Source organism: Marinobacterium profundum (genome assembly GCF_001528745.1).
GTDB classification, from domain to species: domain Bacteria; phylum Pseudomonadota; class Gammaproteobacteria; order Pseudomonadales; family Balneatricaceae; genus Marinobacterium_A; species Marinobacterium_A profundum.
The window spans coordinates 70,926-85,253 of the sequence record NZ_BCNS01000098.1; the positions used below are offsets into that span (position 1 = coordinate 70,926).

A 14,328-nucleotide genomic window follows, 5' to 3' on the forward strand; every position below is an offset into this window, starting at 1 on the left:
AATTATTCCGTCTGGCGGGATAATGTTTTCGGGTTTTGCTCGATAGTGCTGTGCCGATGAGGTCGATACTCTGTGCCCATCAACTACGGAGCACACACCATGACCCAGCAAGCCGTCACATCCGATATCCAGGACCTGATCGTCCAGGCGTTTAATTTCCGTCATGCCACCAAGGTGTTTGACGCCGACCGCAAGATCAATGACAGCGAGTTCGAAACCATTCTCCAGTCTGCGCGCCTGTCGCCGAGCTCTTTTGGCATGGAGCCCTGGCACCTGCTGGTTGTGCAGGATCCCGCCAAACGCGAGCTGTTCCGCGATTTTACCTGGGGCGCCAACGGTGCCTTCAATGGTTCGGCTGGCCAGCTGGGTACCGCCAGTCATTTCGCCATCCTGCTCGCCCATACCGGCGCCACCATGACGCACCACTCGGATTACCTGCAAAAGCACATGAAAGACGTGAAGCAGCTGCCGGATGATGTCATCGGGTTTATTAACGGTGCCTACCAGAAGTTCCAGGAGCAGGATTTCCATATCGAAGGCGATCGCCAGATCACCGACTGGTCGGCCCGCCAGGCCTATATCCCGCTTGCGAACATGATGACCACTGCCGCGCTCATGGGCATCGATTCCTGCCCGATTGAAGGTTTTGAAATGGACAAGACAAGCGTCGTGCTTGCAGAGCATTTTGATATCGATCCGGCCATCTATCAGCCCGCGGTAATGGTGGCCTTTGGCTACCGTGCCGATGCACCGGCGCATCCCAAGACCCGTCGCGCGTTGGATCAGATGGTCACCTGGGCCTGATCTCTTTCATCGAGGAAGCGAAGACGGCGTGGGTTTGGCTGCACTGTAGTCCCATGGTGCTTCGGAGCATTTTCAGGCCTTTGTTGGTGCTTTCAGCAAGGACGAACTGCGGATATCGGTTCAGCTGTTTAAAAAAGCCTGAGTCGAATCCGGGCCAAAAAAACGGGCGCTCCTTTTAGGGGGCGCCCGTTTTTTATCGCACTGAGCCGCGGTTCCCGTAATCACGAATCACCTCAGGCAGCGGGGCCTTCCTTTGCTACAGCGGCTGGAGATGACTGCCGGGCGCGGCCATCAAGCCGTTCGAGCAAGGCGGCATTGGCACAGTTGCCCATCACGTTCAGGGCGGTACGCAGGCCATCGGTAAAACGGTCGACCCCGGCCACCACCGCAACGCCTTCCAGTGGCAGGCCTGCAGCGCCCAGCACTGTGGTCATCGCCACAAGGCCGGCGCCCGGCACGCCGGCGGTGGAAAAGCTCACCAGCAAGCCGGTGGTGAAGACCGTAATCACCAGTGAGGTGGTGATATCGACATTGAACAGTTGGGCGACAAAGAGGGCATTGAAGCCCTGCAGCACGGCCGCGCCATCACGCTTGAGCGCGGTGCCAAAGGGCAGGGCAAAGCTGGCCAGGGATTCGTTCATGCCGTAGCTGCGCGCGTTGCCGATCGCCAGTGGCAAGGTTGCCCCGGAGCTCGCGGTCCCAAAGGCAAAGCCCAGGCTCTGGCCGAAGTGACGCACGAAATCACCTGGTCGTGCGCCCGTGAGCCCCAGCAGCACCAGGTACAGCAGCGCCATCAAGGCCAGCGCCAGCGTCAGGCCCATCACGTACATCCCCAGGCGCTGCAGCAGGTCGAGCCCTTGGGTCGCAATGACCGAGGTGATAAGCGCGAAGACGCCGACAGGCGCCAGCTTCAACACAAATTCCAGTACCTTCAAGCTCACCCGGTAGCCGCTTTCGATCAGGCCGCGCAGAGGCTCGCTTTCCTGCGGCAGTGCACGCATGGCGATGCCGATCAGCGCCGCCGCGAAAATAACCTGCAACAGGCTGCCACCGCCCAGGGCTGCGAAGGGGTTATTCGGCACCAGCCCGACCAGCCACTGGCTCAGGCTGTCCGCATTGCGACCCTGGGGCGCCTGACTGACGAGACTCTCGGTGCCCGTGCCCGGTGTCAGCCACTGGGCAACCAGCATACCCAGTGCCAGCGCTACGGCACTTGTCAGTACATAGCTGATCAGCAGGCGACTGGCGTAACGGCCCACATCGGCACCGGCCTCACGGTTGGTCAGGCTCAGAATCAGGGCACCAAATACCATGGGGACAACAACAAATTGCAGCAGGCGCAGGAAGACCTTGCCTACCGGCGTCAGCAGGTTGGCATCCAGCCAGGCCACGCTGCCTGGGGGCAGGGCGTTGGCGCCGGCGTTTAGCGCAAGGCCAGTAATGATACCCAGCACAAGGGCGAGCAGGATTTGGCGCGTGACGGACATGGACTCTCCGTGAATCGGGTTTTGCGAGGTGGTTTTCGAGGCGGGCTATTGTGGTATCAGATAAAAGGTATATCAATAGTAAAATTAATAACTTTATGGAATAAGAAGCTCGACTCAGGGGTGAGGGGCGAGGTAAAGGCAGGTGAAAGGTAAAAGGTGAAAGGTAAAAGGTAAAAGGTAAAAGGAGGGGCGCTCTGTGTAAGAATCGCTGCCGGAAGCTTATGGGTCCCGGGTGCAGTTCAAGGCTCCGCAATTTGAGCTTGATGGCTGGGTGTCGAGTTATAGCGCCATCGCTGTGGGCGAGTTCGAGGTGCTGAGTGATACGGTGGAGCGCTTCACCGGCCGTGCGCCCATGAGTCTAAAGGCGTATCTGGCCATGAGAGACTATTCGCGCCAAGGCGCTGTTCACTAAGGGGAGGGTTGATAATATAGTTGATATTATCAACCTGCAGCTTTATAGTTGACTCTATCAACCAAGAGGCGGTGATCATCATGCTTGAAAGCCCTGTCGGAGAAGCGCTGCACCGGCTACTCCACGCCTATAAGCGGGCAATGCGCCAATCTTTCCAGGCCCATGGGATTGACCTGGCCATCTCGCACATTCGCACCCTGAAGGTGATTCACTATCATCTGCGCAGCAAACAGCCCTGTACTGCGCAACTGATCGTCACCCGGCTGGAGCGCGACAAGGCACAGATTGCCCGCTTGCTGCAGGATTTACTGGCCGCAGAGCTGATTGAAAAGCACCCCAACCCTGAAGATCGCCGCAGTCAAATTTTACGTCTGACCCAGGCGGGCAGCGCGGTGCTGGAGCGCATCGCGCACGCCGAGCAGGATGCGGGGCTGCAGATGGCCCAGGGATTGAGCCATGAAGAAATGCAAAGCTTTATTCGGCTGGCCAACGCCATGACGGGCAATCTTGCCGCCCCGCCAGGTTAATCAACACTGCGTGGACTGTTTTAATTCATACATTTAACCGGAGATCCCATGAACCGACCTGCACCGCGCGAACTGACGCTGTTGAGTAGAACCCAGCTAAGTCCCCATATGCTGCGCCTCACCTTAGGTGGCAGCGCCATGGATGATTTTCCGGCCGATCAGGCCAGCGCTTACGTTAAATTGATGTTTCCGAGCGATGCCGGTGCCCGCCCCCTTATGCGTACCTATACAGTACGGGCGCAGCGCGCGGGCGAGATTGATATTGATTTTGTGGTCCATCAGGATACTGGCCCCGCGTCTCGCTGGGCACAGGAGGCCCAGCTGGGTGATCGCATTATGGTGGGTGGCCCAGGTCCCAAAAAAATGGTCGATACGAGCGCCGACTGGTTGCTGATGGTCGGGGATATGACTGCATTACCGGCCATTAGTGTGAATCTGGAGCAGCTTCCTCCAAATGCCAGGGGCTATGCCGTTATCGAGGTTGCCACTGCGGCGGATATTCAGGTGCTAAGTGCCCCGGCGAACATCGAAATCCACTGGGTGCTCAACCCGCATCCCGGCACTGATGACAATGGCCTGCTGGATAAAGTGCAGAGCCTGCCCTGGCTGGATGGGCGTCCCTATGTCTGGTGTGCCTGTGAATTTTCCAGCATGCGGGTGCTGCGAGAGCACTTTCGCGCCCAATCCGATCTGGACAGAAGCAACCTGTATATTTCCAGCTACTGGAAGCTGGGCGTCGGCGAAGAGGCGCACAAGGCGCTGAAACAGGCGTCTGCCTGAGTGCCGCTGATCGGGCGACTAAAGCCCAGGAAAGCCGAAGTCTTGGGTCTTGATCTTGGTTATGGTTCCAGTACTGACGGCATCAGGGTCATGACTGACGGTTATATTGAGAGGCCGTAAGGCGCATGCAGGCAGTCAGGCGCTCCAGCGTCACTTTGTCGATCAGCGGCGACCAGATCAGGTTGATCCGCAACAGATGATCACCGGGTAGCAGACCCGGCGGCAGCGGGCGTGAACGTATAACTCGTAACGTGGATTCCGGCAGCAGCGATACCGCCAGGCCGGCCTGCACGGCGGCGGCAATATTCTCCATCACCGGGCTGGTAAACACCGGCTGATAGGCAATTTTGGCGCGCTTGAGGTCGGCCAGGCACAGGTCCCGCACGATGCAGTTGTCCTCAAACAGGGCTATCGGCAGTGGCTCCTGCGGCTCGTATTGAAAGCCGGCGGGAGCCGACCAGACCAGCCGTTCAGACCAGAGCATGGCCTCATTCTCATAGCCGGGTTCTCCGGAAACGATCGCCACATCCAGTTCGCCGCGCTCCACCTGATCACGCAATGTGCGGCTGCGATCACAGGTGATGCGGGCATCAAGCTTTGGCAGTTCCTGCTTTAGCAGTGGCATGAAACTGTGCAGAAAATCCTGGGCATAGTCCGTGGGGATACCAAAGTTGATTCGGCCACTGAGCTGATCCTGGCTGAGCGCGGCCAGGGTCAGGCTGTTCAGGCGCAGGAACTGTTGGCAGTAATCCAGCAGGGTGTTGCCTGCGTCGGTGAGCTGGATACCCTGGTTGTTGCGTTCGAGCAGGCGCGTGCCGACCTGTTCCTCCAGCCGTTTGATCTGCATGCTGACCGCCGCTTGGGAGCGAAATACCGCGGCGGCGGCCTTCTTCAGTTCGCCCGCCTTTACGACTTCAGCAAAGGTGCGCAGTAACTCTAGGTCGAGTAATGGATCCACGGGGCCTCCCTGTAATCTGCAGTGCCCAGACCCGCGGGCGAGGCTAAGCAGGTTATTCAGATAATATGATTTATTGGTTTAAATTTATTCGTTTGACTGAAGTATGCCGGTTTCCTAAGGTGGTCAACAAGTGATTACTTCAGTTTGAATACTTAACCCATCCGAATTCAGGGCAGGTGACATGAATATTCCCACACTTCCATCCCGTATGGCGGCTGTGCAACTGACAGGTCACGGTGGCCTGGACAAGCTGCACTACCGACAGGATCTTCCGCTGCCCAGCCCCAAAGCGGGCGAGGTGCTGATCAGAGTCGGTGCGACGGCGGTTAACAATACCGATATCAATACCCGTATCGGCTGGTACTCCAAGGGCGTGACCGGTGACACCGGTATGGGCGCAACCCAGGGATTTGACACTGTTAATGATGGCGATGCTGGCTGGTCTGGCGTGGCGCTTCAGTTTCCCCGTATCCAGGGTGCCGACTGCTGTGGTGAAATCGTGGCGGTGGGCGCGCATGTGGCACGCGGGCGCATCGGCGAGCGTGTGCTGGTGCGGCCGATGCAGGCGTCATCTGACACGGGAGATGACTACGACTGCGTCACCTTTGGATCGGAACTGGACGGCGGCTTCGCGCAGTATGCCGTTGTGCGGGCCAGCGAGGCCTTCGCCATTGATAGCACCCTGAGCGATGCGCAGCTGGCATCCTTTCCCTGTGCCTACTCCACGGCCGAGGGCATGCTGGAGCGTGCGGACTTGAAACAAGGCGAGCGAGTGCTGATTACAGGCGCATCCGGCGGTGTGGGTTCCGCCGCGGTACAGTTGGCCAAGCGCCGCGGCGCCCATGTTGTTGCCCTGTGCGGGGCTGACAAGCGCAGTGCCGTGCTGGCGTTGGGCGCCGATGAAGTGGTTGCCCGGGGTGAAAATCTGGTTGAGGCGCTGGGCGCGGACAGCGTTGATCTGGTGGTGGACCTGGTGGCAGGCCCGCAGTGGCCGCAACTCTGTGACATTCTGCGCCGGGGCGGGCGCTATGCAGTGGCCGGGGCCATTGCAGGCCCTTTGGTAGAGCTGGATGTACGCACCCTTTACCTGAAGGATTTGAGCTTCTTTGGCTGCACCTGGCAGCCGCGATCTGTGTTCGAAAACCTGATTGGCTATATAGAGCGGGGTGAGATTCACCCGCTGGTGGCCGGCACCTACCCGCTGGATCAGATCGTAAAAGCGCAGGAAGAATTTGTCGCCAAGGCCTTTATCGGCAAGCTGGTGATGATTCCGCCGCAGGATATTTTTTAACAGCAGCGGCGCTTCACACAACCAAAGGAGCGAGGGTGCTTTAATGCCCTCGCTCTTTTTTGCTATGAGTTCGCGGCACCGGCGAGACGCCCGGCGTCTGTGTCTTTGCGTATCCATGGCCGCGACAGCAGGCGGCGCTGCACGGTGGCGGCGACCAGCCCGAGGCCGATACCACCGGTGATGGCGATTATATCGGTAACCGGGCCACGTTCCTCGATGCCGGCCAGCGGCAGCAGAACTTCAGGCACCAGCCGATGCAACAGATAAATCGGAAACGCCGCCTGGGCGAGTCGCATAACAGGCCGTATGGTGCGGCGCGGCAAACGGACACGCGGCACGAAGCACAGCAGCCCCACGAGTACGAGCAGGCTCATATACTTGATCCAGCCGCCGTGCCAGTTACCGCCCACATAGGCCGCCAGTGGCATGATCAGGCAGGCAAGCCCCAAAGTGATAAGCCGCTCGCGCTGCGTCTGAGCGGTGCTGATGCACCACCCAAGCGCGAACATAAAGAGCACCCAGGGCACCGTAAAGAGCGCACGGCCCTGCATGGGCCAGATTTCGGGGATGCTGAAGCGCAGGATGGCAGCAAGCCCGAAGAGGCAAAGGCCGAAACCGAAGCGCTGTGCGTCTTTCGAGTTTTGTTCCCCTGCCAGCCTGCGTCGCAGCGCAGGGATCAAAAAGGGTATGGCGATCAGCAGCGAGATTTGAACGTACGCCTCAACAAACCAGTAGAGATAGGGCAGCATCTGATGCGTCTCGGGCGTGGTGAGCGCAAAATTCCCGAGTAGCAGCGCCGAGACCCAGGGTACCTCGCCCCATGCCAGCGAATAGCCCGTCAGTACCGCGTAATAGGGCACAAGCACACCCAGCATTGGGGTGAAATAGGCCCGCATGTCACCACTGACAAGGGCATCCCAGCGATAGGCAGCAACGCTCATGCCCATCAGAATGATCATCGCCGCCGAGCCGCCATAGAGCGGCCAGAGCGTCTGGTGCGATACAACCACCATCAGTATCGCCAGCACCCGCGCCACCAGTTCGGTGGGCACGCTGTGGCCCTGGGGTGGCCGGGCCTGTTCGAGGTCGGCGATGGTTATGCGTTCCCAGCCCTGGGGTACGCCGCCGATGCGCTCCTCGAGGGCGAGCGTCAGCTCCACATGGCACAGCGAATCGCCGCCCAGGCTCGCAAAGGTATCCCTGGGGTGCACGGGGCGCGGGGCGAAGGTCGCGCGGTAGGCGGCCAGTACGCTTTTGCTCCGGGGCCGGTTGTCAGGCTGTGCCTTCAGCGCCGGATAATTGATTTTGCCGTTGCTGCGCCTTGGCAGGTCGCTCGTCAGGCGGATATCGAAATGTTGCGAGCCGACGCCGGTGAGTTGTACTGCGCGTGCCTGTATCTGTGCGGCATCGAGGGTGGCGCCGGTAACGGCGATGCCGATACGTCGGTCATCGCCCCAGACCGCGACCTCGCGCCCGGCATCGGCGAGGGCACGCTCGAGAGCGTCGTGGCCAATGCGCAGGCCTGCAATCTTGGACATGCGCGAAAGCCGCCCCGTTATGCGGTAAATACCGTGACTATCGCGCCGGGCCAGGTCGCCGGTGGCCAGTTCATCGAGTTCGGCGCCCCGTGCCAGGTCCGCATGACTCTCGGCATAGCCCATCATTACATTGGGGCCGCGGTAAATCAGTTCGCCTTCGCCCTCGGGGGCCTTAATGGTGCCACCGCGCTCATCGCGCAGCGCAAGTTCTCCGCCGGGGATGGCGATGCCGACCGCATCAGGTGCCTGTTGTGCAAGCGCAGGCGGCAGCCAGGCGATCCGGGCGCAGGCCTCGGTCTGGCCGTACATGACCTGGAACCGGCCCCCGCGGGCATCCATCCGTGCCGCCCATTCGCCTACACTGCGGGGCGCCATCGCGCCGCCCGCCACGCTAAGAAAGCGCAGGCTGGCAGGCAGCGCCTTGTCCAGGCCGGCACTTTCGAGCAGGCTGAAATGATGCGGTACGCCGGCAAGGTTAGTGGCGCCGCTGGCCGCGAGGGCGGTGCCGAAACCGGCTGTCAGCACTGAATCCGGATGCAGCCAGAGACTGGCCCCGCGCAGCAGGTGGGAATGCAGTACCGAGATACCGTAGGAGTAATGCAGCGGCAGGATCAGTGCGGCGCGATCAGCCGCGTTGAGCTCGAGATAGTCAGCGATGGATTCGGCATTGGCCTGCAGCGCCTGGGCGGAGAGCCGCACGCCGCGTCCCTGGCCTGTGCTGCCGGAGGTTTGCAGCAGCAGCGCCAGATCCGAATGCAACGGCGTCGCCGGCCCCGGGTGTGTCAGCAGTTGCCAACGGCCATCGATGTGGCGAAAGCTGGCTGCCGGGCGAAAGCGCTGTTCGAGCGCCAGCGCTGTGTCAAGATCGCCTGCGGGTATCGGCATCACCGCATGGTCTGCGGCCAGGGCGCCGATATAGGCGATGATCGCTGTGGGGTCAGAGGCCGCCTCTATGGCGATCAGCCTGCGGCCGCCATCCTGATCCTGCTTTTGAACAAGGCTCTCACCAAGGGCCTGACCGAAGGCTGCGACCTGTTCGGCGAACTCTGCATAGCTCAGTGTCGCGCCATGCTTGTCCAGCAGGCAGGGGCGGGCGCCGTAGGCCCGGAGGCGATCGAGATCGAAAAACATTACCGTAACTACTCGTGTCGTACGCGTGCAATAGGGTCTGGGGACTCAGCCGGCTATTGTAACGACAGATGAGAGTAGTTCCTATTCCCTTTTGTAAATACGAGTAAGTCGTATTAGTAGTTCGCTAGCGAAGGGCGCCTCATCTTGTGACCTTGCCGCCAGCTGCTGCGCGCTCGGGGTTGAAGCCAAGAATCGCCAGTAGGGCAAACATCAAAGTGGTGCCTGCGGTGATGGTCAGGGCGGCCAGGTTGAGTTGGCCGTAGAGCGAGTGACGCACCAGTTCCACGGCGTGGGTAAAGGGGTTGGCCAGGCACAGCCAGTAAAGCCACTCGCTGGCTTCACGCATCTTCCACAGGGGGTAGAGGGCGGAGGAGATAAAAAACATCGGGAATATGACGAAGTTCATTACGCCGGCAAAATTTTCCAGCTGGCGTATATGGGTCGACAGAAACAGGCCGATGGCTCCCAGCAGCAGGGCGGTGAGGAAGAGCGCTGGCAATGCGGTTATATAGCCCATCAATGGCGGATCGAAATCAACCACCAGCCAGGCGAGGGCGAGAAACGCATAGACCTGGGTCAGTGAGATAAGCCCAATGGCCATCAGCTTGCACAGCAGCAGCCAGCTGCGGGGCAGCGGGCTCATCAGCAGCACCCGCATGCTGCCCATTTCGCGGTCGTATACCATCGAGAGCGAACTCTGCATGCCATTGAACAGCAGGATCATGCAGCAGAGCCCAGGCGCTATATAGGTCTCGTAGGTGATGTAGGTTTCATAGGGCGGAATTATGGCCACGCCAAGGGCGGCGCGAAAGCCTGAGGCAAACACCACCAGCCACAGTAGTGGACGCACCAGAGAGCTGAGAAAACGGCTGCGCTGCTGTACAAAGCGCAGATACTCCCGCATCAATATGCCGCCAAAGCAGTGCCCATAGGCGGACAATCCAGCGCAGAAACCAGCGGTGATTATCGTGCCGCTGTCGGTGTGGATCAGGCTGCTGTCATTGGGCTTATCTTGGCTGGAATCTGTGGCTGAGTGAGGGCGGGCGGATCCGGAAACCGGGACAGTACCAGGTGTCGTGCCTATGGTGCTGTTCATGGCTGCATCTCCTGCTGTGGACCGGTCAGCTTGGCGAAGGCCTGCGTCAGGTTTATCGTACGGGTGCTGCGGCAGAGGCCGGCGGCGCTGTTGTCGGCGCGCAGTTTCCCCTGGTGCAGCAGCAACACCCTGTCATCGGCGTCGATTTCCTCGATCAGATGGGTGGCCCAGAGTACGGTGAGGCCGTCTTCCTGGCACAGACGACGCACATAGTCATTGAGTGCAGCGCGGGTCTGGGTATCCAGACCAACGGTGGCTTCGTCCAGCAGCAACACTGAGGGGCGGTGCAGCAGTGCGCGGGCGATTTCAACGCGGCGACGATGACCGCCATTGAGATTGCGTACCCGTTCATGCAGCCGATCGCCCAGTTCCAGCCGATCGAGTTCTGCGCGCATGCGTGTCTGCACATGCTGTCGGGGCAGCCCCTGCAGCGCACCGTGATAGGCGAGGTTTTGTGCCACGCTCAGATCCAGATCCAGAGTGCCTTGCTGAAACACTACCCCCAGGCGGCGCATCACGGCGCCGGCATGCTGGCGAATCGGCAGGCCGAACAGACGTATATCACCTTGCTGCGGCGCCAGTAGCCGGGTGAGCAAACCGAACAGAGTGCTCTTGCCGGCGCCATTGGGCCCCAGCAATGCATTGAAACTGCCGGGCTGCAGTTCAAAACTGAGGTCGCTCAAGGCGGCGCGCGCACCGTAGTTGAAACCCAGATTTTCGACGACGATGGCCATCAGGGTTTAACCGCCAGGCCCCAGGGGTAGCGGCCTACCTTGATCGATTTGATCACCTTCAGCTTGTCGACATCAATCACCGAAACGTCACCGCTGACGCCATTGGCGCTCAGCAGGCGCGATTCATCACCGTTGAATTCCAGGTGCCAGACGCGACGGCCCACCAGCAGGTAATCCAGCACTTCATAGGTTTTGGCATCCACTACGGCTATATGATTGGCAGGGCCGAGCGCCACGAAACCATAGCGGCCATCCTTGCTGAGCTTGATGCCCACCGGCTGAATCTTGTCGCGGTGCACGCCGCGGATTTCGAAATTCAGTTTGCGAATGATCTGGCGCGTGCTCACATCGACCACTGATACTGTGCCGCCGATCTCAGAGCTGGCCCAGAGCAGGGAGCCATCCCGGTTGAATTCCACGTGGCGCGGGCGCTGATCCACCAGGGTATTGTCAATCAGCTGGTTGGTGGCGGTATCGATCCAGTGCAGCATGTTGGTGGTTTCACTGGTATTGATTACCCACTTGCCATCGGGGCTCACCGCCATGCCCTCGGGCTCCACGCCGACATCTATCTGCGCCACCACCTGGTGGCTGTTCACATCCACGACCGTCACCAGGGCGTCATCCTCGTTGGCGACATAGAGCAATTGGTCATTGGGGTGCAGCACGAACTGTTCCGGGTCTTCCCCAGAGGGCAGACTGGCGATGATCTTGTGTGTCGCAAGATCCATTACCTGCACTGTGTCTGAGTCGCTGGCGCAAATGTAAAGCTTGCTGCCATCACCGGAGAGGGTAATGCCCCGGGGCCGCTGGCCGACAGCAAAAGTATCTATGACCTCAAGGCTGTCCAGGTCGATCAGTGACAGGGTGTCATCCTTCTCGTTGGAGACATAAACGACTTCCGCCTGGGCGCTGCACTGATATCCCAGGGCTAGGAGGCCCAGGGTCAGGCAGGAGGCAAGGCGATGCCGGGCGGCGTGTTTGAGGCTCATTGGTCGGCTCCATCTGTGGTGTAGGCCCAGGCGCAGCGACTTTCGGGCGCATCGTAGCCAAGGCTGTCGAGGTCTGTGACGGGGTGCAAAATGCCTTCCTGCGGCGACTGGGATACCAGTGCCCTTGGGTGTACCAGGGCAATGGGCTGGCGCAATTGGCCGCTCCAGGGGCGGTAGCTCAGTTTGCGGCCCTTGAAGGCGGCCAGGGAGAATTCGTCGGAGAGCACGAAGTTGCGCAGCGCCGGCGCCTCAATCTGTTGCAGCCGAGTGACGCCCTCGGCGATAGAGCGCACCGCCGCCCAGGCAGCGTAATCGCGGCTTTGCATCCAGCGTGCGCTCTGGTCTTCGAAACGGCTTTGCAGCTGGGCGGCGCCCCATTGCTCAATCACCCGATGCCAGGCGACGGGCGTCAGCCCCTGGGTGCCGGCCACCGGGCGGGGCAGCCAGCTGTTGTAGAGCACGTATTCGCCAAAGTCGCCGCGCTCATCCGCCAGCACCACCACATCGTAATTGCCGCCCTGGGTGTACAGCGGCATTTCCTTCTGGGCCGTGCGGCGCAGATCGGTATCAAAGCTCCAGGCCTTTTCGTCGATGATCTTGCCGCCAAAGCGCTTGGCGGCACGGTGCAGCGCCCGGGCATAGGCCTGATCTTCGGGCTCGCTGCCGCTGATCAGCAGCCAGTTGCGCCACTGGCGTGATGCCAGCCACTGGGCCAGGGCGTCGGTAAGCATGGCGCGGCTCGGCAGGGTATGCAGCACATTGCCAAGGCACTGGTCGGTACGCAGTTCGTCATCACTGCTGCCGGCGTTGAAGATAAGCGCGCGGCTGCCCAGGGTCTGGCTAAGGCGGGTAAGTTCCGCGGCGGGCAAATCCGCCACGATCAGATTGATACCGCTGGATTGCCAGGCGAGGGCCTGGCGCAGCAGTGTATCGGGGTCGTCACTGCTTAGCTGATCCAGCTGGTAATGATGCTTGAGGAAACGCCCGCTGCTATTGCTGTCAGCAATACCAAGCTCGGCACCGCGCAGGCCGGAGTCTCTGGGTTCTGGGAGTACGTTGGACAGTGCCGGTGGCGTTGCGGGCCTGTAGCTCAGGTAGCCGACGCGCACTTCAAGCCCGGTCGCTGGGGCTTTATCAGCGGCTCGCGCAGGAGCCTGCAATGAGCAAAGCAGCAGGCTCGCGCTCATAAACAGGCTCAGGCGCTGATGAAAATGAAGGCAAGGCATGATGAAACCGTCTTTCCCGTGATTATTGTTGTGGCGATGAAAACCCAGCATAGGGTGCAGGCAAAGGGCGCGAAATATGCAGAAAGTACCGATCGACTGGTACTGAAGTAGCATTTTTGAGGCTGTGGTAGAGGGGGACCAGGATCGCTGGTGCACGCTGGCAGCCTCTGTGCGGCCAGACAGTCTTGTATTGGTCGAGCTTTGCGAGCAGGCGCTTTGCTTGGCGTGTCAGATGGGCGATAATCCGCGGCGTTTCCCGCGTGCCGCCCCTGCGGATCACGCCTTCTGTTTGCGGACGAGTTGCCCATGAGTGAAGCCATTCCCAACCTGCAGGCGCGCTTTGAGCGCCTGCGTGCCAACAAGCTGTTTGAAGCCCTGGTCATCGGCATCATCATTGTGTCGGCCTTGCTGGTCGGCGCCAAAACCTATTCGGAGACCAGCCGCTTCGAGCAGGCACTGCGTGTGCTGGATCTGGGTGTGACCGCCTTCTTTCTGCTGGAGTTAACGATTCGCATGGCGGGCGAACGCCGCTTGCGAGACTTCTTCACAAAAGGCTGGAATGTATTTGATTTTATAATAGTTGTGGCCAGCCTTGTGCCCTTGGATGACTCGGAGCTTGTGTTGCTGGCGCGGCTGCTGCGCATCTTCCGGGTGCTGCGGCTGGTGTCGATGATTCCCGAACTGCGCATGCTGGTGACGGCGCTGTTCAAGTCCATTCCGCGTATGGGTTACGTGGCACTTTTGATGTTCATCATTTTCTATATCTACGGCGCCATCGGCAGCTTCCTGTTCCACGAAGTGAACGAGAAGCTGTGGGGCAATATTGCTCTGGCCATGTTGACGCTGTTCCAGGTGGCCACCTTCGAGAGCTGGGCCACGGCGGTGCTCTATCCCACCATGGAGCATTTCCCCTACAGCTGGATCTACTTCATCACCTTTATATTCCTCAACTCCTTCGTGTTCCTGAACATGATGATCGGCATAGTGCTGGACGTGATGCAAAAGGAAAGCGTGCAGATGGAGCTCGAAAGCGGTGAGGGCGAGGCGGCTGAGTTGCATGGCCTGCGTAGCGATGTACAGGCCATGCGCGAACAGCTGTCACGCATGGAAGCGCTGCTGCAAAAACGCGACTGACGGCCGCATCCTGAGTCTCATCTGATATAGACAAAGCCATTGGCCTGGCAGGGATTTGGCATGGCATCAGAATACGGCGGAGTGTCGGTGGAGCCTGGGGAGGCGGGATGAGCCTGCTGGCGCTGCATCAGGGCCGCTGATTCCTAGCCGTTGAAGTGCGGTGTCGCCGCCGCAGTGCGGGTGTGCGCTCTGGCGGCGACTGTCTATCGACTCAGGGT

The 14,328-nt window shown here is 60.0% G+C and carries 13 protein-coding genes; 6 read left to right on the forward strand and 7 right to left on the reverse strand.

Translation table 11 applies throughout. The features are described from left to right. Window positions 1-99 precede the first annotated feature (99 nt). On the forward strand, window positions 100-804 hold the full coding sequence (locus tag MPRO_RS08290) for an NAD(P)H-dependent oxidoreductase (RefSeq protein WP_067290231.1): 705 nt from the start codon (window positions 100-102) through the stop codon (window positions 802-804). A 233-nt stretch (window positions 805-1,037) separates the two neighbouring features. On the opposite strand, the gene MPRO_RS08295 is transcribed toward MPRO_RS08290, so the two are convergent. Next, window positions 1,038-2,291 carry a dicarboxylate/amino acid:cation symporter gene (locus MPRO_RS08295; protein WP_067290234.1) on the reverse strand — a complete coding sequence of 418 codons (1,254 nt, stop codon included), beginning with the start codon at window positions 2,289-2,291 and terminating at the stop codon, window positions 1,038-1,040. Between the two features lie 232 nt (window positions 2,292-2,523). Between MPRO_RS08295 and MPRO_RS08300 the strand changes: the two genes are divergently transcribed. From MPRO_RS08300 to MPRO_RS08310, 3 genes are all read left to right on the forward strand, one after another. Continuing rightward, window positions 2,524-2,703 carry a hypothetical protein gene (locus tag MPRO_RS08300; protein ID WP_067290237.1) on the forward strand — a complete coding sequence of 60 codons (180 nt, stop codon included), beginning with the start codon at window positions 2,524-2,526 and terminating at the stop codon, window positions 2,701-2,703. An 80-nt stretch (window positions 2,704-2,783) separates the two neighbouring features. After that, window positions 2,784-3,230 carry a MarR family winged helix-turn-helix transcriptional regulator gene (locus tag MPRO_RS08305; protein WP_067290240.1) on the forward strand — a complete coding sequence of 149 codons (447 nt, stop codon included), beginning with the start codon at window positions 2,784-2,786 and terminating at the stop codon, window positions 3,228-3,230. A 48-nt stretch (window positions 3,231-3,278) separates the two neighbouring features. After that, a complete protein-coding gene (locus MPRO_RS08310; RefSeq protein ID WP_067290243.1) occupies window positions 3,279-4,010 on the forward strand; it encodes a siderophore-interacting protein in 732 nt (243 codons plus the stop codon). An 88-nt stretch (window positions 4,011-4,098) separates the two neighbouring features. Here the strand turns inward: MPRO_RS08310 and MPRO_RS08315 are convergent, their stop codons facing one another. Continuing rightward, window positions 4,099-4,968: a LysR family transcriptional regulator gene (locus tag MPRO_RS08315; RefSeq protein WP_067290247.1), complete on the reverse strand. Its 870-nt coding sequence runs from the start codon at window positions 4,966-4,968 to the stop codon at window positions 4,099-4,101. A 181-nt stretch (window positions 4,969-5,149) separates the two neighbouring features. Here MPRO_RS08315 and MPRO_RS08320 point away from each other — a divergent pair, with 181 nt between their 5' ends. Further along, the gene (locus tag MPRO_RS08320) at window positions 5,150-6,259 is read left to right on the forward strand and encodes an alcohol dehydrogenase family protein (protein ID WP_067290250.1); all 1,110 of its coding nucleotides are present in this window, start codon (window positions 5,150-5,152) and stop codon (window positions 6,257-6,259) included. 62 nt (window positions 6,260-6,321) lie between these two features. On the opposite strand, the gene MPRO_RS08325 is transcribed toward MPRO_RS08320, so the two are convergent. The 5 genes from MPRO_RS08325 to MPRO_RS08345 all read right to left on the reverse strand — a co-directional run bounded on the left by MPRO_RS08325 (window position 6,322) and on the right by MPRO_RS08345 (window position 12,937). Then, window positions 6,322-8,928, reverse strand: coding sequence for an AMP-binding protein (locus tag MPRO_RS08325; protein ID WP_067290253.1), 2,607 nt, complete (start codon window positions 8,926-8,928; stop codon window positions 6,322-6,324). A gap of 139 nt (window positions 8,929-9,067) precedes the next feature. Continuing rightward, window positions 9,068-10,024, reverse strand: coding sequence for an ABC transporter permease (locus MPRO_RS08330; RefSeq protein WP_281177157.1), 957 nt, complete (start codon window positions 10,022-10,024; stop codon window positions 9,068-9,070). Continuing rightward, window positions 10,021-10,758: an ABC transporter ATP-binding protein gene (locus tag MPRO_RS08335; RefSeq protein WP_067290256.1), complete on the reverse strand. Its 738-nt coding sequence runs from the start codon at window positions 10,756-10,758 to the stop codon at window positions 10,021-10,023. Before MPRO_RS08335 ends, MPRO_RS08330 begins: the two co-directional genes overlap by 4 nt. Continuing rightward, on the reverse strand, window positions 10,758-11,750 hold the full coding sequence (locus tag MPRO_RS08340; protein WP_102136289.1) for a YVTN family beta-propeller repeat protein: 993 nt from the start codon (window positions 11,748-11,750) through the stop codon (window positions 10,758-10,760). The genes MPRO_RS08335 and MPRO_RS08340 overlap by 1 nt, the downstream gene beginning before the upstream one ends. Next, a complete protein-coding gene (locus MPRO_RS08345; protein WP_067290260.1) occupies window positions 11,747-12,937 on the reverse strand; it encodes an ABC transporter substrate-binding protein in 1,191 nt (396 codons plus the stop codon). Before MPRO_RS08345 ends, MPRO_RS08340 begins: the two co-directional genes overlap by 4 nt. A 345-nt stretch (window positions 12,938-13,282) precedes the next feature. On the opposite strand from MPRO_RS08345, the gene MPRO_RS08350 reads away from it, so the two are divergent. Next, on the forward strand, window positions 13,283-14,110 hold the full coding sequence (locus tag MPRO_RS08350) for an ion transporter (protein ID WP_067290263.1): 828 nt from the start codon (window positions 13,283-13,285) through the stop codon (window positions 14,108-14,110). Window positions 14,111-14,328 lie beyond the last annotated feature (218 nt).